The sequence below is a fragment of the Vibrio sp. A2-1 genome, assembly GCF_021728355.1.
Taxonomy (GTDB): Bacteria; Pseudomonadota; Gammaproteobacteria; order Enterobacterales; family Vibrionaceae; genus Vibrio; species Vibrio splendidus_K.
Genome location: NZ_JAKKCO010000008.1, coordinates 143884 through 163589, shown reverse-complemented (window position 1 = coordinate 163589; position 19706 = coordinate 143884). Strand labels below are relative to the sequence as shown.

13 protein-coding genes are annotated in these 19706 nt (G+C 45.2%); 10 read left to right on the top strand and 3 right to left on the bottom strand.

Annotated features, from left to right (window positions below; translation table 11 throughout):
* Window positions 1-816: 816 nt before the first annotated feature.
* The 10 genes from L3V33_RS20030 (at window position 817) to L3V33_RS19985 (ending at window position 15438) form a co-directional block, all read left to right on the top strand.
* Window positions 817-2499, top strand: coding sequence for an ABC transporter substrate-binding protein (locus L3V33_RS20030; protein ID WP_004734533.1), 1683 nt, complete (start codon window positions 817-819; stop codon window positions 2497-2499).
* 169 nt (window positions 2500-2668) lie between these two features.
* The gene (locus tag L3V33_RS20025; RefSeq protein ID WP_237291083.1) at window positions 2669-3655 is read left to right on the top strand and encodes an ABC transporter permease; all 987 of its coding nucleotides are present in this window, start codon (window positions 2669-2671) and stop codon (window positions 3653-3655) included.
* 2 nt (window positions 3656-3657) lie between these two features.
* Window positions 3658-4683 carry an ABC transporter permease gene (locus L3V33_RS20020; protein WP_004734531.1) on the top strand — a complete coding sequence of 342 codons (1026 nt, stop codon included), beginning with the start codon at window positions 3658-3660 and terminating at the stop codon, window positions 4681-4683.
* Window positions 4684-4685: 2 nt separating this feature from the next.
* Window positions 4686-5669, top strand: a complete 984-nt coding sequence (locus L3V33_RS20015) for an ABC transporter ATP-binding protein (protein WP_146454918.1) — start codon at window positions 4686-4688, stop codon at window positions 5667-5669.
* Window positions 5670-5756: 87 nt separating this feature from the next.
* Entirely contained in the window at window positions 5757-6752 is a 996-nt protein-coding gene (locus L3V33_RS20010) for an ABC transporter ATP-binding protein (protein ID WP_017080764.1), read from the top strand.
* A gap of 97 nt (window positions 6753-6849) precedes the next feature.
* On the top strand, window positions 6850-8571 hold the full coding sequence (locus L3V33_RS20005) for a glycoside hydrolase family 9 protein (protein ID WP_237291082.1): 1722 nt from the start codon (window positions 6850-6852) through the stop codon (window positions 8569-8571).
* Window positions 8572-8573: 2 nt separating this feature from the next.
* Complete coding sequence (locus L3V33_RS20000; RefSeq protein ID WP_237291081.1) at window positions 8574-9458, top strand: N-acetylglucosamine kinase; 885 nt, start codon at window positions 8574-8576, stop codon at window positions 9456-9458.
* 12 nt (window positions 9459-9470) lie between these two features.
* Window positions 9471-11417, top strand: a complete 1947-nt coding sequence (locus tag L3V33_RS19995; RefSeq protein WP_237291080.1) for a family 20 glycosylhydrolase — start codon at window positions 9471-9473, stop codon at window positions 11415-11417.
* A gap of 128 nt (window positions 11418-11545) precedes the next feature.
* On the top strand, window positions 11546-13951 hold the full coding sequence (locus L3V33_RS19990; RefSeq protein ID WP_237291079.1) for a N,N'-diacetylchitobiose phosphorylase: 2406 nt from the start codon (window positions 11546-11548) through the stop codon (window positions 13949-13951).
* Between the two features lie 74 nt (window positions 13952-14025).
* Window positions 14026-15438, top strand: coding sequence for a phosphoglucomutase/phosphomannomutase family protein (locus L3V33_RS19985; RefSeq protein WP_004734524.1), 1413 nt, complete (start codon window positions 14026-14028; stop codon window positions 15436-15438).
* Window positions 15439-15590: 152 nt separating this feature from the next.
* Here L3V33_RS19985 and L3V33_RS19980 read toward each other — a convergent pair whose 3' ends face one another.
* From L3V33_RS19980 to L3V33_RS19970, 3 genes are all read right to left on the bottom strand, one after another.
* Window positions 15591-16619, bottom strand: coding sequence for an ABC transporter ATP-binding protein (locus L3V33_RS19980; protein ID WP_237291078.1), 1029 nt, complete (start codon window positions 16617-16619; stop codon window positions 15591-15593).
* Window positions 16619-18244, bottom strand: coding sequence for an iron ABC transporter permease (locus L3V33_RS19975; protein ID WP_017084265.1), 1626 nt, complete (start codon window positions 18242-18244; stop codon window positions 16619-16621). Before L3V33_RS19975 ends, L3V33_RS19980 begins: the two co-directional genes overlap by 1 nt.
* Window positions 18245-18489: 245 nt before the next feature.
* Entirely contained in the window at window positions 18490-19503 is a 1014-nt protein-coding gene (locus L3V33_RS19970) for a Fe(3+) ABC transporter substrate-binding protein (protein ID WP_017084266.1), read from the bottom strand.
* Window positions 19504-19706 lie beyond the last annotated feature (203 nt).

Sequence of the window (19706 nt, the reverse complement as noted above, 5' to 3'; positions counted from 1 at the left end):
TCAACTTGGCTTACGACTGCCAATTTAAAGGCAAGAGAATAATCTCGTTGAGTACGTCTACTTGTTGTTTTCATGACACTCTCCAATTTCATGTTGGAAATGTGTCAACCATATTTAGGACGGTACACTGTAAATAATGGAGCCCACCTAGCGTGGGCTTTTTTATGAGTATCATTCACGAACAAAGCACAATAACGTCTATTCAGACACACTTATTTCACTGTATTAAACAAGCAAAGTGACACGTTACTCAAGCTTAAACAATCATCAGTTCAATCACTCTTTGGAAGCTTTTTCTTGGCTGAATTTCACATTCTTCTGACTCTTTGTTGCAGTTTGAGAAGCGAGTCACAACAGAACGGCAGATTTAATTTTCTAGGGAAATTTAACGTAAAATCGGCAAGTGACCAAGATCTACAATTACACCATTCCAGCCTAAGACTTTATAATAAAAAGCCTATACAGTTAGTGAGCACTTACAATTAACCGGCACAGCAAAACCAAATGCGAGTCACATCACCTTAACAATTACGCACAAAAAACCATCAAAGCACCCCATTTTGACGTTAATGACGTGGGATTGTGTCTTTTTAACGTTTTTGACGGGAAACGAGTTTGATTAATTCATCGATAAGGTGTTTTCTTACTCCTGCCAAAGGCCTACAGGCCACTCTTACCACTTCTCAGAATCAACGATGAATCTGGAGCAATGAAGAAGAGGTAGGCCTTTAACTAGAGTGTGTATCTACTAAACAATTTAGCGACAGATAACATTCAATCCATTAGTGAAATGAAAGCAAATAGTAAGGAACAGCTATGCTTGCCAATATAAAAAAAACAGCAATAGCAACAGCAATTATTGCAACTGCTACAACAGGTTTTGCATCAGTAGCAACAGCTGCAGAACGCAGTGAGTTGACTATTCACCCGAAAGAGTACACTACATTCGTACGTAACTTTAACCCGTACCTTGGTGCTACCAACCTACATACTACAACCGACTTTCTTTATGAGCCGCTAGTAGTATTTAACGAAATGCACGGTAACACTCCAGTGTTCCGTCTAGCTGAAAACTTCACAATGTCAGATGATCTGATGAGCGTAGTTTTCGACATTCGTAAGGGTGTTAAATGGTCTGACGGAGAAACTTTCTCTGCTGATGATGTTGTTTTTTCTTTCAACCTTGTAAAAGAGAAGCCAGAGCTTGACCAATCTGGTATCAACTCTTGGGTAACTTCTGTAGAAAAACTGAACGACTACCAAGTTAAGTTCAGCCTAACAGAAGCAAACTCAAACGTACCTTATGAGATTGCTAAAGTACCTGTAGTGCCGAAACACATTTGGAAAGACGTTAAAGATCCATCAACGTTTACCAATGAAAACCCTGTAGGTTCTGGTCCATTTACAGAAATCGATACGTTTACAGCGCAACTATACATCCAGTGTGCTAACCCGAACTACTGGGATGCAGACAACCTAGATGTTGACTGTCTACGTGTTCCACAAATTGCAAACAACGACCAATTCCTAGGTAAAGTTGTAAACAGTGAAATGGACTGGACGTCTTCTTTCGTTCCAGATATCGACCGTACATACGCAGCAGCTAGCCCGAAACACCACTACTGGTACCCGCCAGCAGGTACACAGGCATTCATCGTTAACTTCAAGCACCCTGATGCTGCAAAGCATGAAGCATTGAGCAACGTTGAATTCCGTCGTGCTTTCTCTATGGCTCTTGACCGTCAAACTATCATCGACATCGCATTCTACGGTGGCGGTACTGTGAACGATTTCGCATCGGGTCTTGGCTACGCATTTGAAGCTTGGTCTGATGAAAAAACTCATGACAAGTACAAAGGCTTCAACACTTACAACGCTGAAGGCGCGAAGAAGCTTCTTGCTGACGCTGGCTTCAAAGATGTAAACAAAGATGGTTTTGTTGATACTCCATCAGGCAAGTCTTTCGAACTAATGATTCAATCGCCAAACGGCTGGACTGACTTCAACAACACAGTTCAACTAGCGGTAGAACAGCTAAACGAAATCGGTATTAAAGCGAAAGCTCGTACACCTGACTTCTCTGTTTACAACCAAGCAATGCTTGAAGGTACATACGACGTAGCATACACAAACTACTTCCACGGTGCGGATCCATACACGTACTGGAACAGTGCTTACAACTCATCACTTCAATCTGGTGATGGTATGCCTCGTTTCGCGATGCACTTCTACCAAAACGACAAGCTAGATGGTCTTCTAAACAGCTTCTACAAAACAGCTGACAAGAACGAGCAGCTCGATATTGCACACGGTATCCAGCAAATCATCGCTGCAGACCAAGTGACAATCCCAGTGATGTCTGGTGCTTACATGTACCAATACAACACGACTCGCTTCACTGGTTGGTGGAACGAAGAAAATCCAAAAGGCCGTCCAAACATTTGGGCTGGTATTCCAGAGCGTCTACTTCATGTACTGGACCTAAAACCAGTTAAATAAGTAATCGTTCAATCTTTGCGGCGTAACTTCTTACGCCGCTTATAAAAATCCCCACACTATCAATTGAAAGTATGGCGCTAGTCGTCAGGGGATTTTTCGTTCCAAATTTCGCTAGGAGCGACCTGAATCCAGAAACAGGGAAACAATCTGGGTGAGTAAGGTGTGAGTTATGGGTTATTTTTTAAGACGTTTGTCATTTTATTTTGTCGCGCTATTAGTTGCAGCGACGTTAAACTTTATTATTCCAAGAGCAATGCCTGGTGACCCAGTTACCATGATGTTTGCGAACGCTTCTGTTCAAGTTACTCCTGAGCGTATTGCGGCAATGAAAGAACTATTAGGCTTCGTTGATGGCGGCTTACTGGTTCAATACGGCGCATACATGAAGAACATTCTAAGCTGGGAGCTTGGTACATCAATTCAATTCTACCCACTTTCAGTAAATACACTGTTAGGTGGCGCATTCGGTTGGTCGCTATTCTTAGCAGGCACTGCCGTTATTCTTTCTTTCTCGATTGGCTCAATCCTAGGTATTTTTGCAGCGTGGAAACGTGGCAGTAAATACGATGCCTTTGTTACTCCAGGGATGCTTATTCTACAAGCCGTTCCTCAAGTTGTTATTGCCATGCTTGCGCTATTTACCTTCGCAATTGGTTTGAAGTGGTTCCCAACTGGCTACGCCTATACCGCTGGTACGATACCTGACTGGACAAGTTGGGCATTCATCAAAGACGTTGCTTACCACGCTTTCTTACCTCTGGTATGTGCTTCGATTGTTCAAATTGGCGGCTTCCTAGTAAACATGCGTAACAACATGATCAACTTACTCGCAGAAGACTACATCACCATGGCGAAAGGCAAAGGACTTAGCGAAAACCGAGTGGTATTCAATTACGCAGCTCGTAACGCGATGTTGCCAAGTGTGACGGCGCTTTCGATGTCTCTAGGTATGGCAATCGGCGGTCAGTTAATTATCGAAATCATCTTTAACTACCCAGGTCTTGGTAGCGTACTTTTCAACGCAATTAACGCTCGTGACTACCAAGTATTGCAAGGCCAACTGCTTATCATGACGCTATTCATGCTGTTCTTTAACCTAGTTGCAGACATGCTTTACGTTGTTCTTGACCCTCGTCTTCGTAAGGGTGGTAAATAATCATGAAAGATATTCTAAAACTCATTTGGCGTAACCCGATGGCCTTAACCGGCGTCATCATCCTAAGTATTTTTATTCTTGGTGCTATTGCGGCTCCATTGATCACCAAACATGTACCAGACAAACGTACAGGTAACCCACACGAATACCCTGGCTTCGTCGTTAAGTCTGCACAAACGAACCCTGACGGCTGGGTTGCTCAAAACCTAGCAGACGACCGTCGCACACTTATCATGTCTAAGAAGGCAGACCATGTACTGGGGACAACTCGTATGGGGCGTGACGTTTGGTCACAAGTGGTATACGGCGCACGTGTATCTCTGGCTGTAGGTTTTGGTGCGGGCCTTACCGTATGTTTACTAGCAACGGTTATCGGTGTTTCCGCGGGCTACTTTGGCGGCCGTGTCGATGACATTTTGACAGCCGCAATGAACATCATGTTGGTTATTCCTCAATACCCATTACTGTTCGTAGTTGCAGCCTTTATCGGTGAGGCAGGGCCACTCACCATAACCTTAGTTATCGGCTTTATGTCCTGGGCTTGGGGCGCGCGTGTTGTTCGTTCCCAAACGTTAGCACTGCGTGAAAAAGAGTTTGTAAAAGCCGCTGAAGTTTTGGGTGAATCTTCATTCCGTATCATCTTCGTAGAGATTCTTCCGAACCTTATCTCTATCGTTGGCGCGAGCTTCATCGGTTCGGTGATGTACGCAATCATGATGGAAGCTACGATTTCGTTCCTAGGTCTTGGTGACCCGAACACAATCAGCTGGGGCATCATGCTTTACAACGTTCAAACCTCTTCATCAATGCTGATTGGCGCTTGGTGGGAACTGTTGGCTCCTTGTATCGCATTAACACTACTTGTAACTGGCCTTGCTCTGCTTAATTTCGCGGTCGATGAAATTGCCAACCCGCAACTGCGTTCTCACAAAGGCATGAAGCGTTGGAAAAAACTAGCGGCTCAAGATAAAGAAGAACGTGAACCAGAACTACCACCACAAAATGCACTTTGGAGCGGAGATAAATAATCATGTCTGAACCACTAATTTCAATCCGCAACTTATGCGTGGATTACATCACAGAGTCTGGCGATGTTCGCGCGTGTAATAACGTAAGTTTTGACATCGCTCCGGGTGAAGTATTCGGCTTAGCTGGTGAATCTGGCTGTGGTAAATCAACCGTTGCTTTCTCTCTTATGCGTCTTCATAAGCCGCCCGCTTACATCAGTGGTGGTGAAGTCATCTTCAATGGTGAGAACATCCTTGAATACAGTGACGAACGCATGCAAGCGTTTCGCTGGAGCGAGATGTCGATGGTATTCCAGAGTGCAATGAACGCACTCAATCCTGTACTTCCAATGGAAGAACAGTTCTGTGATGTGATTATGCATCACACAAACATGACTCGTGAACAAGCTAAGCAACGTGCTGAAGGTCTACTTGAAATTGTCGATATTCACCCAAGCCGATTGAGTGACTACCCTCACCAATTCTCTGGCGGCATGCGTCAACGCTTAGTTATTGCTATCGCTTTAGCATTGAATCCAAAGCTGATCATTATGGATGAACCAACGACCGCGCTTGATGTGGTTGTTCAACGCGAAATCCTACAAAAGATCTATGCACTAAAAGAAGAGTTTGGTTTCTCAATTCTGTTCATCACCCATGACTTGTCATTGATGGTCGAGTTCTCTGACCGTATCGGCATCATGTACTCAGGTGAGCTTATCGAGGTCGCGAACTCTCAAGATATTCTAGAAAACCCTTACCACCCTTACACCAAGGGGCTGGGTAGTTCTTTCCCTCCACTAACAGGGCCAAAGACAAAACTAGCGGGTATTCCGGGCAACCCTCTGAACCTCTTAGAGATTCCTGAAGGGTGTCGTTTCCAAGCTCGTTGTGACCGTGTACATGAAACTTGTACTAAGGTGCCAACCAAGCTTCGCTCTATCGACCCGGGACACTTGTCTAACTGCCACCTGTACGGTGACCCAATAGTACAAAGGAAGCTATAGCTTGCACGCTGACTCAGCGTGGATAACGAATAAGGCGACTCGACCGCCGAAAAGCAAGCAAAGCGAACAAGGATTCTGGAGACAATTATGAGCAAAGATTTCGGTCAATTATTGGTAGAAGGCAAGAATGTCGTAAAAGACTTCCCAATAAGCAGTACCACCATTCAAACCCCAATGATGCGTGCGATTAACGACGTGTCATTCAAGATGTACAAAAGCCGTGGCCTAGCGGTGGTTGGTGAGTCTGGTTCAGGCAAATCAACAACAGCAAAAATGATCGCAAAAATGTACGCACCTTCGGGCGGTACGATCGAATACAAAGGTCGCGATATCCAAGAGATCTCAAGCAGAAAAGATCTCATGCACTACCGTGAAGGTGTGCAGATGGTATGGCAAGACCCGTTTGGTTCACTGAACCCAACACACAATATCTTCCACCACATCGCTCGCCCTTTGTTGATCCACAAAAAAGTATCTCCGGGCAACAAGAAAGAGTTACAGGAACGTGTATACGATCTTCTAGAGCAAGTGGGGTTAGTACCACCGCAAGCGACGGCAGAAAAGTACCCTCACCAACTCTCAGGTGGCCAGCGTCAACGTGTCAACCTTGCACGTAACATCGCGGTAGGTGCGGAAGTTGTTCTCGCAGATGAGCCAACCTCAATGCTTGATGTATCGATTCGTGCTGGTGTTTTGAACCTGATGGAAGAGATGAAGTTTGAGAAGCAAATGTCTCTACTTTATATCACTCACGACATCGCAACTGCTCGTTACATCGCTGAAGATCTTTCCGTAATGTACGTTGGACACATGGTGGAATGGGGCGATACCGATGACGTTATTGCTAACCCTCAACACCCTTACACTCAGCTATTGGTTTCGGCAGTTCCAGATCCTAAGAAATCGATCCACGACCAACTAGCAGGTAACAAAGGGGAGATCCCACTTTGGACACCAGTATCAGCAGGTTGCCCATTTGCAGGCCGTTGTACTCACGCGATGGACAAGTGTAAAGAACAGCTGCCTGGGGTTACACAGTTAGCTGATAACCACTTTGTACGTTGTTACCTACACGAAAGCTAAGCAATAAAACCAAGTTAGGGTCTGCGGGCCCTAACTATTTATGTCCAAAAAATTCAAGTACCTAGCCAATAGAAACTAGGACTGTCGGAGAATATTGATGCTGTTATTGACCAACCATATTGGCTATGAATCCACAGGCCCAAAGCAAGCTATCTTACAAACAAAGAAAGCTCGTCTATCGAGCACTACGGCTTTACTCGTTTGTGCAGACAATCATATGACTGTCGGAAATTTTGATGTGGTTAAACAAGGCTACGTAGCCAATTGGCATCAAGGGCAATTCTTCACCATCGATTTCAGTTCATTCGCTGAACCTGGTCGCTACTACGTGCGCTTTGACAACCTGCGTTCAGAAGTCTTCGAGATTGGTAGCAACCTATTAATGAACCACACGTTTTCTGATGTGCTTCATTACTTTAAGTCTCAACGTTGCGGCGGTACTTTCGACAAGAAAGATCAACAGGCACAAATTCTGGGCACTGACAGATACGTCGATGTCCATGGCGGTTGGTACGACGCATCGGGTGACGTAAGCAAGTACTTTAGCCACCTATCTTATGGCAATTACCTCAACCCACAACAAATTCCAATGGTCGTTTGGAACATGCTAAAAAGCGTACGCTTGACTAGCCATAACCCAGACTTCCCAAAATTCTCCATGACTCGTCTAACGGAAGAGGCTCTGTTCGGTACCGACTTTTTAGTGCGTATGCAAGACGCAGACGGATACTTCTATATGACGGTATTCGACAAATGGAGCAAAGATATCAATCAGCGCGACATCTGCGCTTATGCCACTCAAGAGGGTCATAAATCAACGGACTTACAGGCGGGCTACCGACAAGGTGCAGGCGTAGCTATTGCAGCACTGGCTGCTGCATCTGAGCTTGAAACCTCTGGTAGTTACTCTAGCAAAACCTACCTTGATACAGCGGTGAAAGGCTATTGGCACCTTAAAGAACACAACCTTCAATACCTAAACGATGGCGAAGAGAACATCATCGATGAGTATTGCGCCCTACTCGCTGCCAATGAGTTGTACCGAGTGACACAAGATTCTCAATATCTAACAGAAGCAAGAACTTGGGCTAGTCGCTTGCTCTCTCGTCAGCAATCGGATGATTCCTTTGAGTACTTCTGGTCTGCAAATTCTGATGGCTCTCGCCCATACTTTCATGCAGCAGAAGCTGGCCTTCCTGTGATTGCGCTATGCGAATACATCGACAACGAAACCAATGCTGAATTAAAAGAACAGGCCCGTACAGCTGTTGAGCAAGCTTGCCAGTTCGAAATCAACATTACCGACAAAGTCATCAACCCATTTGGCTACCCAAGACAATACGTTAAGTCTGTCGATGGTGATAAGCGTGATGCCTTCTTCGTCGCTCAACAGAACGAGACAGGTTACTGGTGGCAAGGTGAAAATGCTCGCCTTGGTTCACTCGCAACCATGGCTTACCTAGTTCAACCGCACATTAAGGATAATGACCTTCAACAGCGTCTAATCCAGCTTTCACAAAACAGCCTTGATTGGATCTTGGGCCTCAACCCATACCATATGTGCATGCTCGATGGTCACGGCCATAACAACCCAGATTACCTACCTCAGCTTGGTTTCTTCAATGCAAAAGGTGGTGTCTGCAACGGCATCACGGCTGGTTTCGAAGACGAGCAAGACATCGCATTCAACCCACCAGCACAGAAACACGACATGCTTCAAAACTGGCGCTGGGGTGAACAATGGATCCCTCACGGCGCTTGGTTCCTATTGGCAACGGCTGCGCAATTCAACTTCCTAGCACAAAGTAAGGAGCAATAATCATGACTCTTTACTACGTAGGTATTGATGGTGGAGGCACTTCTTGTCGAGCTCGAATCCGCGATGACCAAGGCAAGCTGATTGGTGAAGCAAAGAGTGGCAGTGCCAACATCCTATTAGGCGTTGATGTCGCGATGAACTCTATCGTTGATGCAATTACCCAAGCAGCTCAGCAAGGACAACTCGACTCAAACCATTTCTCAAACATGCATGTAGGGTTAGCACTGGCTGGCGCAGAGCAAAAATCAGCATGGCTCGACTTCATGGCACAAGCACACCCTTTCGCAAGCATGACACTCAATACAGACGCTTACGGCGCTTGCATTGGTGCTCACAATGGCCAAGACGGTGCAATCATGATCGGTGGTACGGGGTCTTGTGGAATCTACCTAAAAGACGGTGAGCAACATGTGGTTGGCGGTCGTGAATTCCCGATTTCAGATCAAGGCGGCGGCGCAGTGATGGGCTTACGTTTGATTCAACAAGTCTTGCTTGCAGAAGACAGTATTCGCAGCAAAACCCCACTGACTCTACATGTCATGAATCACTTTAATAATGATGTGGATGCCATTGTGGAGTGGTCGAAAGGCGCGATTCCAAAGGATTACGGTCAATTCTCGCCAGTGATTTTTCAACTCGCTAACGAAGGCGATGAACTGGCTATCGAGATGCTCAAGCAAACCGCGGCTGATATCGAAATGTTTGTCTTGGCACTTCATCGAAAAGGCGCTGACAAGGTGTGCTTAATGGGAAGTATCGCTGAGCGTATTCTCAACTGGCTATCACCACCAGTACAACAATGGATAGTTAAACCTCAATTCGACGCTATTGAAGGCGCATTGATGTTTGCCGGGAAACCACAACACAACTTGTATCAACAGGCTTAGCAGGGAAGTTATATGAATTATCGCATCGACTTAGCTGTTCTTTCTGAACAAAAAAATAACTGCCGATTTGGCCTTACGGTACATAACTTAAGTGATCTTGACGTACAAGATTGGTCACTGCATTTTGCCTTTGACCGATTCATCCTTCCTGAGAGTCTATCGCAAGGTGAACTGACTCAAGTTGGAAGCTATTGCTCGTTCAAACCAAGTTCACCCGTGTTAAAGGCCAACAACCATTACTACCTTGAATTTAGTATTCAAAGTGCACCATTCCGCTTCTATTCTGATGGCCTTAATGATGCCTTTATCCAATCACATCATCATGGAGAAACATCGATACTGCCTGTCGCGATATCACCCATTGTACTGGCTTCGCCATACCGTGAACGTAATCAAATCCCTGAAGTAAGCGCAGCTGAAGTGGCATTGATTCCTCAGCCGAATCAGATCGAATTTCAGCAAGGTAGTTTCGCGCTAAATAACGACTGCAGAATTGAGGTTCAATCCCATCTTGCTGATAAGGCTGTCTCTTGGTTCCAGCAAGAATTGCTCTCGACCTTTGAATTGTCTCTTTCGAACGCGCTTTCAGCTGAACTTTCAAAAGACCAAAGCGGCGACATGCTATTTCGCAGCAATCCAACTCTAGACGAAGCCGAGTACAAGCTCACCGTCACGGCACAACAGATAACGGTTGAATCAGGTAGCCAATCGGGCTTCACACACGCCGTGGCAAGCTTGATTCAGTTGGTACAACAACTGGATGCCGAGAACTTCTCTGTTCCATGTTGCAAAATCGCCGATCAGCCTCGTTTCAAATACCGAGGCATGATGTTGGACTGCGCTCGTCACTTCCACTCGGTAGAGCAAGTGAAGCGCTTAATCAATCAACTGGCGCACTACAAGTTCAACGTTTTTCATTGGCATCTAACTGACGATGAAGGTTGGAGAATTGAGATTAAGAGCCTACCTCAGCTTACTGAAATCGGCGCTTGGCGTGGTCCTGATCATGCACTAGAACCGCAATACACACACATTGCTGACAATTATGGTGGCTTCTACACGCAACAACAGATTCGTGAAGTGATTGAATATGCTGAGCAGCGCAGTATCACGGTTATTCCTGAAATCGATATCCCTGGACACTGTCGCGCCGCGATCAAATCACTGCCTGACATGCTAGTAGAGCAAGCCGACACCACTCAATACAAGAGTATTCAGCACTACAACGACAACGTACTAAACCCAGGTTTACCGGGTACTTACCAATTTCTAGATGCCGTCATTGAAGAAGTGGCAGAGCTTTTCCCTAGCGAACTAATTCACATGGGGGCAGACGAAGTGCCACCCGGTGTGTGGACCAACAGCCCTGCTGCTCAAGCATTGATGAAAGAGCACCAGTACCAAGACAGCAAAGACTTGCAAGGTCACCTATTCCGCTATGCCGAAAACAAACTCAAGCAACTTGGCAAGCGCATGGTGGGCTGGGAAGAAGCGCAACACGGCGACAAAGTCAGTAAAGAGACCATCATCTACTCGTGGCTCAGTGAAGAAGCTGCAGTGAATTGCGCTCGCCAAGGCTTTGATGTGGTGCTGCAACCGGCACAATTTACCTATCTCGACATGACCCAAGATTATGCACCGGAAGAACCGGGCGTAGATTGGGCTGCCGTAATCCCATTAGAACAAGCTTATACCTACGAAGCGCTTGCTGAAATATCCGACACCGACCCAATTCGTAAGCGGATCCGCGGAATTCAGTGTGCTCTTTGGTGTGAGATCGTCACCAATCAAAAGCGTATGGATTACATGGTATTCCCAAGAATTAGCGCTTTAGCTGAAGGATGTTGGACACATAAAAACAACCGAAGCTGGCTAGATTACTTGTCTCGCCTAAAGGGGCATCTGCCATTACTCGACAGACTCAATGTTGACTATCGCAACCCTTGGAAAGCTCAATAAAACAAAACCAAAGCACACTCACACCGAGTGTCAGCTTAACCCTGATTAAGGTGTTCAGTCAGATAAGACTCAGCATCACTATTTAAAAATTAGCTGCATAGATGCAGTTTGTTAAAAAGGAAATGACAATGAAATACGGCTATTTCGATAACGACAATCGCGAATACGTCATCACTCGCCCTGATGTACCAGCACCATGGACCAACTACCTAGGTACTGAAAAGTTTTGTACCGTGATTTCGCACAATGCGGGCGGTTACTCGTTCTACAATTCTCCGGAATACAACCGTGTTACTAAGTTCCGTCCAAACGGTACATTCGACCGTCCAGGACACTATGTTTATCTGCGTGATGATGAGACAGGTGATTACTGGTCTATCTCTTGGCAGCCAGTAGCAAAAAGCCTAGATGAAGCGAACTACGAAGTTCGTCACGGCCTGTCATACTCAAAATTCAAGTGTGAATACAGCGGTATTACGGCAACTAAAACGCTATTCGTTCCTAAAGGTGAAGATGCGGAAGTTTGGGATGTCGTGCTGAAGAACAACACTGACAAGCCAAGAACGATCAGCACTTTCTCATTTGTTGAGTTCTCTTTCAGTCATATTCAATCAGATAACCAGAACCATCAGATGTCCCTGTACTCTGCGGGTACGTCTTACCAAGAAGGTGTTCTGGAATACGACTTGTACTACAACACCAACGACTTTGAAGGCTTCTACTACCTAGCATCTACCTTCTCGCCAGACAGCTACGACGGCCAACGTGACAACTTCCTTGGCATGTACCGTGACGAAGCAAACCCAATTGCGGTTGAAAATGGCAAGTGTTCTAACAGCGCTCAAACCTGTTACAACCATTGTGGTTCTCTGCATAAGCAATTTACGATTCAACCGGGTGAAGAGGTTCGCTTTGCGTATGTATTAGGTATCGGTAAAGGCAACGGTGAACGCCTACGCGAGAAGTACCAAGATACCGCTAACATAGATGCGGCTTTCCAAGGAATCAAAGACCATTGGGACGAGCGTTGCAATAAATTCCAAGTTAAGTCGCCAAACGAAGGCTTAGACACAATGATCAACACGTGGACGCTATACCAAGCGGAAACCTGTGTGGTTTGGTCGCGCTTTGCATCATTCATTGAAGTCGGTGGTCGTACTGGCCTTGGCTACCGTGATACTGCGCAAGATGCCATCTCAGTGCCTCATGCCAACCCACAAATGACCAAAAAACGTATTATCGATCTGCTTCGTGGCCAAGTGAAAGCGGGCTACGGGCTACACTTGTTCGATCCTGACTGGTTCGATCCAGAGAAAGCCGACGTTGAACCTTCAAAATCACCAACGGTTGTTCCAACACCATCAGATGACGACAAGATCCACGGCATTGACGATACTTGTTCTGATGATCATCTATGGATCGTGCCAACCATCATCAAATACGTGATGGAAACCGGAGAACACGACTTCTTTGATGAAGTAATTCCGTACGCAGATGGCGGCGAAGCAAGCGTTTACGAACACATGAAAGCCGCACTGAACTTCTCTGCAGAATACGTAGGTCAAACCGGTATCTGTAAAGGTCTTCGTGCAGACTGGAATGACTGTTTGAACCTAGGTGGTGGTGAATCTTCAATGGTTTCATTCCTACACTTCTGGGCTCTACAAGAATTCTTAGACCTAGCTAAGTTCCGTAATAACGATGCTGACGTTACTAAATACACTGAAATGGCAGCGAACGTTCGCGAAGCTTGTGAAACACACCTTTGGGATGACGAGGGTGGCTGGTACATCCGTGGTCTGACTAAAAATGGCGACAAAATCGGTACAGCACAACAGACTGAAGGTCGAGTTCACCTTGAGTCAAACACGCTAGCGGTTCTATCTGGCGCGGTATCTCAAGAACGCGGTGAGAAAGCGATGGACGCTGTCGATGAGAACCTGTTCTCTGAATACGGCCTACATCTAAACTCTCCTTCATTCGCAACACCAAACGACGATATCGGCTTTGTGACTCGCGTTTACCAAGGCGTTAAAGAGAACGGCGCTATCTTCTCTCACCCGAACCCATGGGCTTGGGTAGCCGAAGCTAAGTTAGGTCGCGGTGACCGTGCGATGAAATTCTACGACGCACTTAACCCGTACAACCAAAACGACATGATTGAAACGCGTTACGCAGAACCATACTCGTACGTGCAGTTCATCATGGGTAAAGATCATCAAGACCATGGTCGTGCAAACCACCCTTGGTTAACGGGCACCTCTGGTTGGGCTTACTTTGCGGTAACCAACTTCATTCTTGGTGTTCGCACAGGCTTTGAAGGTTTAACCGTAGATCCTTGTATCCCAACTGATTGGCCAGAATTCGAGGTAACTCGTCAATGGCGTGGTGCGACTTACAACATCACCGTTCAAAACCCGAATGCAGTAAGTAAGGGCGTTGCTTCTATCACGATTAACGGTGAGCAGATTGAAGGCGTAATCCCAGTACAAGCAGAAGGCAGCGTGAACGAAGTCATCGTTGTACTCGGCTAATCACTTAATTTGATGAACAGCTCCTATCTCAAGCCTTTACTGGCTTGAGATAGTGAGACTAAAAGGATTTTCTAATGATTAAATTTGGTACTGGCGGCTGGCGCGCGTTTATTGGTGAAGAGTTCACTAGAGAAAACGTCCGCTTAGTGGCACAAGCACTCTCTAACATCATCAATAATGAAGATGCAGCGAAAAACGGCTTCGTTATCGGCTATGACCGCCGCTTCCTTTCAGATAAAGCCGCGTGCTGGTTTGCTGAAGTATTGGCAGCCAACAACATCAAAGTGAGCTTTATCGACAAGTTCGTTCCGACTCCTATCGTGATGTTCCAAGCGAAAGAGATGGGATGTATTTACTCTGCGTGTATTACCGCTTCTCACAACCCAGCGGACTATAACGGTATAAAGATCTTCATTGAAGGTGGCCGTGATGCTGATGAGATCATCACAGAAAAGATCGAACAACAGATTTCGACCCTAACCAGTGAAGATGTTGTCAGAGTCGATTTTGAACAAGCATTGAATGACAAAGAAATTGAAATCATCAATCCGATGAACGCCTTTGTTGACTCGATCATTAACGCTATTGATATCGAATCGATTAAGAAAGCCAACCTAAAAGTACTGATTGACCCGATGTTTGGTGTGGCAAAAAACGCACTGCAAACCGTGTTAATCAGCGCTCGCTGTGATGTCGACGTGATCAACGATGGTAAGAACCCAGATTTCGGTGGTCTCATGCCATCTCCTAATGCCGCTACGCTCTACCGCTTGAAGCATTTGGTTGCAGCAGAAGGCTATGACATTGGTATTGGTACCGATGGCGATGCCGACCGTTTAGGCATCATCGATGAGAAAGGTCACTTCATTCACCCTAACGAAGTGTTACTGCTTCTTTACTACTACTTATTGGAATACAAAGGCTGGAAAGGCTCTGTCGTGCGTAACATCGCCACCACACATCTGCTCGACAAAGTAGCGGCAGATCATGGTGAGAAGAGCTTTGAGGTTCCTGTAGGCTTTAAGCATATCAGCTCTCAAATGGAAGCCGATGATTCACTAATTGGCGGTGAAAGCTCTGGCGGTTTAACCATTCGAGGTCACATCAAAGGTAAGGATGGCGTGTTCGCATCGAGCTTACTGGTTGAGATGATCAGTGTGACAGGTAAGAAACTCTCTGAGCTACTTGATGAAATCTACTCTAAGTATGGTTATGCGTATACGGCAGAAGGAGATTGCAAATTCAAACCTTCAGAGAAAGAAGCGCTCTACACCAAGATCTACGTAGAGAAACAACTGCCTGAATTTGAATACGAAATTGAAAAAGTCAGCTATGAAGATGGCGCTAAGGTGTACTTCAAGAATGGCGGCTGGGTGATTGCTCGTTTCTCAGGAACTGAGCCATTGCTACGAATCTTCGCTGAAATGGAAGATAAAGACACTGCAGAACATGTTCTTCAAAAAGTGAAAGACTTCCTCTCTCTATAGGCTTATAGAGCGCAGCAGTCTTGTATGGGACTTAACAAATCACTGCCTTGTTAACCCCTATAGATGAAGAGCTTTTGCCCAGTACTTTCGATTAAAGTGCTGGGCTTTTTTATGGTTCATCACGAATTATCGGTACTATGAGTTGTACCTAATTAGAAAGCCAATACGCCTTTGGTATCCACTTTTACGTTGACCGGCATACCAACTTCAAGCGCTTCTGACGAGGTTGCCAATAGCTTTTGACCGTGTGCTTCAATAACATAACGACAGTGGTCGCCCATAAATTGCTGTTCTAGCACTGAAATAGCACTGTCTTGTTCATAACTAGCTTGAATATGCTGTGGTCTTAAAAGAAGCTCACACGCACTGCCGAATTCAATCTCCGTTTGTGGTTTAGCTTCAACCATACCCAAGCTGGTTTCAAACTCCAGCTCTGAAATACGCTGTGCATTGAGGTAACTGCCGCCGCCCAAAAAGTCTGCAACAAACTTACTCGAAGGGTGGAAATAAAGCTCCGATGCCGAACCATACTGTTCAATCACACCATGGTTCATTACTGCCATCTTATCTGCAAACGCGAACGCCTCTTCACGACTGTGAGTCACAAAAATAGCCGTCACACCCTGCTTCTTAAATATTTTACGAATCTGAGAGATCAACTCATGGCGAACCTGAGTATCGATATTTGAGAAAGGTTCATCCAATAACAATAAATCTGGCTTGTATGCTAAAGAACGAGCAATCGCTACGCGCTGCTGTTGACCACCAGAAAGTTGGTGTGGGTATCGGTCACCGAATTCATCTAAATGAACCAGCTCCAACATCTCTTGGACTTTCTCTTTCTTTTGCTGATCAGAGAGATCTTTAAGGCCAAAACCGACATTCTGGTTTACCGTCAGGTGCGGAAACAGGGCGTAATCTTGGAAAATCATACCGATGTTTCGTTGCTCTGGTGGCAACCAATTATCACCATCATCAATGGTTTGACAGTTCAAGCTCATGATTCCGCTACTTAATGGAAGCAGCCCTGCAACCGCCTTAAGCAAAGTCGTTTTTCCGCAGCCACTGGCACCAAGAAGACAAACGATTTCACCATGCTCAACTTCTAACGAGAGCGATTCCAAGATGGTTTGCGACTCATATTTACAAGTCAGATCTTTAATTGATAATGCACAACTCATTAGTGTTTCTGCTCCAAAGAACGGTTGACGATGATCAGAGGAATTAAACCCACCAACACCAATAATACAGCAGGCATTGCCGCCAACTCTAGGTGCTCATCTGAGGCATAGTTATAAACATAGGTAGCCAATGTTTCGAAGTTGAAAGGACGTAACAGCAATGCCGCATTTAGCTCTTTCATTGATTCGATAAACACCAGTAAACCTGCAATCAACGCGCCGCGTTTAATCAAAGGTAAATGAACACGACGTAACATCTGGTTGGTATTACAACCCATGGTTTTAGAAGCCATATCCAATGAAGGTGATACTTTACTCAAGCTACTTTCGATACTGCCGATCGCCACTGCAGAAAAACGCACGACCATTGCAAAGATAAGCGCAAACATGGAACCAGAGAAGATCAAACCAGGTCGTCCCCACTCCATCACTTTAGCGATGTCATTGACCAAGTGATCCATAAACAACACAGGCACCATCACGCCAATCGCTAACACCGTGCCAGGAACGGCATAGCCCATCGAAGCAATACGCATGTAAGCCTGATTTTTCTTACTTGGGCTAACACGTTGATTAAAATTCACAATCATCGCAATGATAACGCCAATAATCGCCGCGACTACTGACACATAAAGGCTGTTAACCGCATACTCTCTGAATTCAGGCGTCCAGCTTTGCGCAAAGTATTTGTAGGCATAGATCATCAACTGACCGAGAGGAAACAAGAATGCAACGCACACTAATCCCCAACACCAGAACAGTGCCAACCATTTTTTCCAACCGGACAAGTCGTAGCGAAAGTCTTCACGACTGCTGAATTGATTCTGGAACAGTTTCTGTTTACGACGGCTATAGCGCTCTGAACTCAACAGTAGGATCACGATAACCAGCATAATTGCCGATATTTTCGCTGCAGCCGTTAAACTTGAGTAACCTAACCAGGTATCGTAAACCGCTGTCGTTAAGGTGTTGACTGCAAAGTAACTCACGGTACCAAAGTCACCGATGGTTTCCATTGCGACAAGCGATAGACCTACCGCCATAGAAGGACGAACAAGCGGTAAAGAAATACGACGAAAGCTTTCCCAAGGTGAACATTTTAGCAACCGAGCGGATTGCAATAAGGAGACGTTTTGCTCCATAAAGGCCGCGCGGCACAACAAGTAAACATACGGGTAAAGAACGAGGGACAGAACAATAATGGCGCCCGATAACGTTCTAATATCCGGGAACCAATACTCACCGGGTCCCCACCCAGTCAGATCTCGCAGTAACACTTGAACAGGGCCTGCAAAGTCGAACCAATCGGTAAAGATATACCCGACAATATAGCCTGGCATAGCTAATGGCAGTACCAGTGCCCACTGTAAAACACGCTCACCCGGCACACGGCACATTGCCATAATCCAAGCAGACGGAATACCAAAAACTAAAGACAGGAACATGGTTCCTATGACTAAAACCACCGTATTGTAAGCATAGGTGGGCATCACTGTGGACATCAGATGAGAAAATAGCTCATCTGTTTCTCCAACAGCCGTCGTAAAAATCGCTAAGATCGGTAAAACCAGCAATACTGCAATAATGCCGCTACTGGTGTTCCATAAATAATTCTTTTCTTTCATCGCCTAACTACAACGAGGCTTAATGAAACACAAATGCATTTGCAAATACATCTCATATCCTTTTAATGGTGGGGTTATTTATACCCATATACTGTAACGACTTCAAGGTGAGATGCTAATAACTCAAGGGATCAACGACGAGCTTTGTATCAAAAAGTGATTTTCCAAAAACAAACAACCCCAAGTGACCGAAAATGGCGACTTGAGGTTGTCATTTTACTTGGGCCGAAGCCTACAGTAATAAATTAAAGATCGAACTTAACTTCATCTAATAGCTTGATTGCTGCTGCGTGGTGGTCAGCGATCTGGTCTAGAGAAATTGTATCAGCTTTGAATTCACCCCATGAAGCAACAAGCTCAGAAGGTTTAACGTCTGCTTTCACTGGGTACTCGTAGTTCACTTCTGCGTACATACTTTGTGCTGTGTTACCAGATAGGAATTCCATTAGCTTAACGGCATTCTCTTCATTTGGAGAGTATTTAGCCATTGCCATACCAGAGATATTCACGTGAGTACCTGTTGTCTCTTGGTTAGGGAAGTTAATGTAAACAGCATCAGCCCAAGCTTTTTGCTCTTTATCGTTAACCATCTTACCTAGGTAGTAGCTGTTGCCAAGAGCAACATCACATAGACCTTCTTTAATCGCTTTAACTTGTGCGCGATCGTTACCTTGAGGCTTACGTGCTAGGTTTGCTTTTACGCCTTCTAGCCACTCTTTCGTTTCAGCTTCACCTTTGTGAGCGATCATCGAAGATACTAGAGAAACATTGTATGGGTGCTTACCGCTACGAGTACAGATTTTGCCTTTAAATTCAGGCTTAGTTAGATCTTCGTAAGTAAACTCTTCACCTAGACGACCAACACGATCACGTGAAGAATAAACGCTACGTGTACGAGTTGTTAGAGCAAACCACTCGTTAGCAGTATCTTGGTACTGAGCAGGGATGTTCTTTTCAAGTACATCACTTTCAACAGATTGAACTAGACCTTGTTTAGTGAGTTCAGATAAACGACTGATATCGACAGTTAATACAACGTCAGCTGGGCTGTACTCACCCTCTTGAGCTAACTTCTCTGCTAAACCTTTTTTAGCAAACTTAACGTTTACTTTAATGCCAGTCTCTTTCGTGAATTCCTTGAACATAGGCTCAACTAGGAAAGGTTGACGGTAAGAGTATACGTTCACTTCTTCCGCAGCCATTGCTGTCGGGGCAATCACACTACACGCTAGAGCTGAAAGTGTTAGCAGTTTTTTCATTGTAAAATCCTTTATATCGAAATGATAATCTATATCAGTTGCGTTATTATATTCATCAGTAACATAATTACAATGATGTCCGACAAAAAATTCGCCTGCTCAGCACCATCAAGCTCGCACTTTTGTAACAATGTATTTCAGAGGATATTCATATCATCTCCTATCCAAAATACTCGCTCACTCTCTCTTGAGAGATCATTGTT

Coding starts and splice junctions, on each gene's coding strand:
- L3V33_RS20010 (WP_017080764.1), top strand. CDS start 5,757: ATGAGCAAAGATTTCGGTCAATTATTGGTAGAAGGCAAGAATGTCGTA.
- L3V33_RS20015 (WP_146454918.1), top strand. CDS start 4,686: ATGTCTGAACCACTAATTTCAATCCGCAACTTATGCGTGGATTACATC.
- L3V33_RS20005 (WP_237291082.1), top strand. CDS start 6,850: ATGCTGTTATTGACCAACCATATTGGCTATGAATCCACAGGCCCAAAG.
- L3V33_RS19975 (WP_017084265.1), bottom strand. CDS start 18,244: ATGAAAGAAAAGAATTATTTATGGAACACCAGTAGCGGCATTATTGCA.
- L3V33_RS19980 (WP_237291078.1), bottom strand. CDS start 16,619: ATGAGTTGTGCATTATCAATTAAAGATCTGACTTGTAAATATGAGTCG.
- L3V33_RS19990 (WP_237291079.1), top strand. CDS start 11,546: ATGAAATACGGCTATTTCGATAACGACAATCGCGAATACGTCATCACT.
- L3V33_RS19970 (WP_017084266.1), bottom strand. CDS start 19,503: ATGAAAAAACTGCTAACACTTTCAGCTCTAGCGTGTAGTGTGATTGCC.
- L3V33_RS20020 (WP_004734531.1), top strand. CDS start 3,658: ATGAAAGATATTCTAAAACTCATTTGGCGTAACCCGATGGCCTTAACC.
- L3V33_RS20030 (WP_004734533.1), top strand. CDS start 817: ATGCTTGCCAATATAAAAAAAACAGCAATAGCAACAGCAATTATTGCA.
- L3V33_RS20000 (WP_237291081.1), top strand. CDS start 8,574: ATGACTCTTTACTACGTAGGTATTGATGGTGGAGGCACTTCTTGTCGA.
- L3V33_RS20025 (WP_237291083.1), top strand. CDS start 2,669: ATGGGTTATTTTTTAAGACGTTTGTCATTTTATTTTGTCGCGCTATTA.
- L3V33_RS19995 (WP_237291080.1), top strand. CDS start 9,471: ATGAATTATCGCATCGACTTAGCTGTTCTTTCTGAACAAAAAAATAAC.
- L3V33_RS19985 (WP_004734524.1), top strand. CDS start 14,026: ATGATTAAATTTGGTACTGGCGGCTGGCGCGCGTTTATTGGTGAAGAG.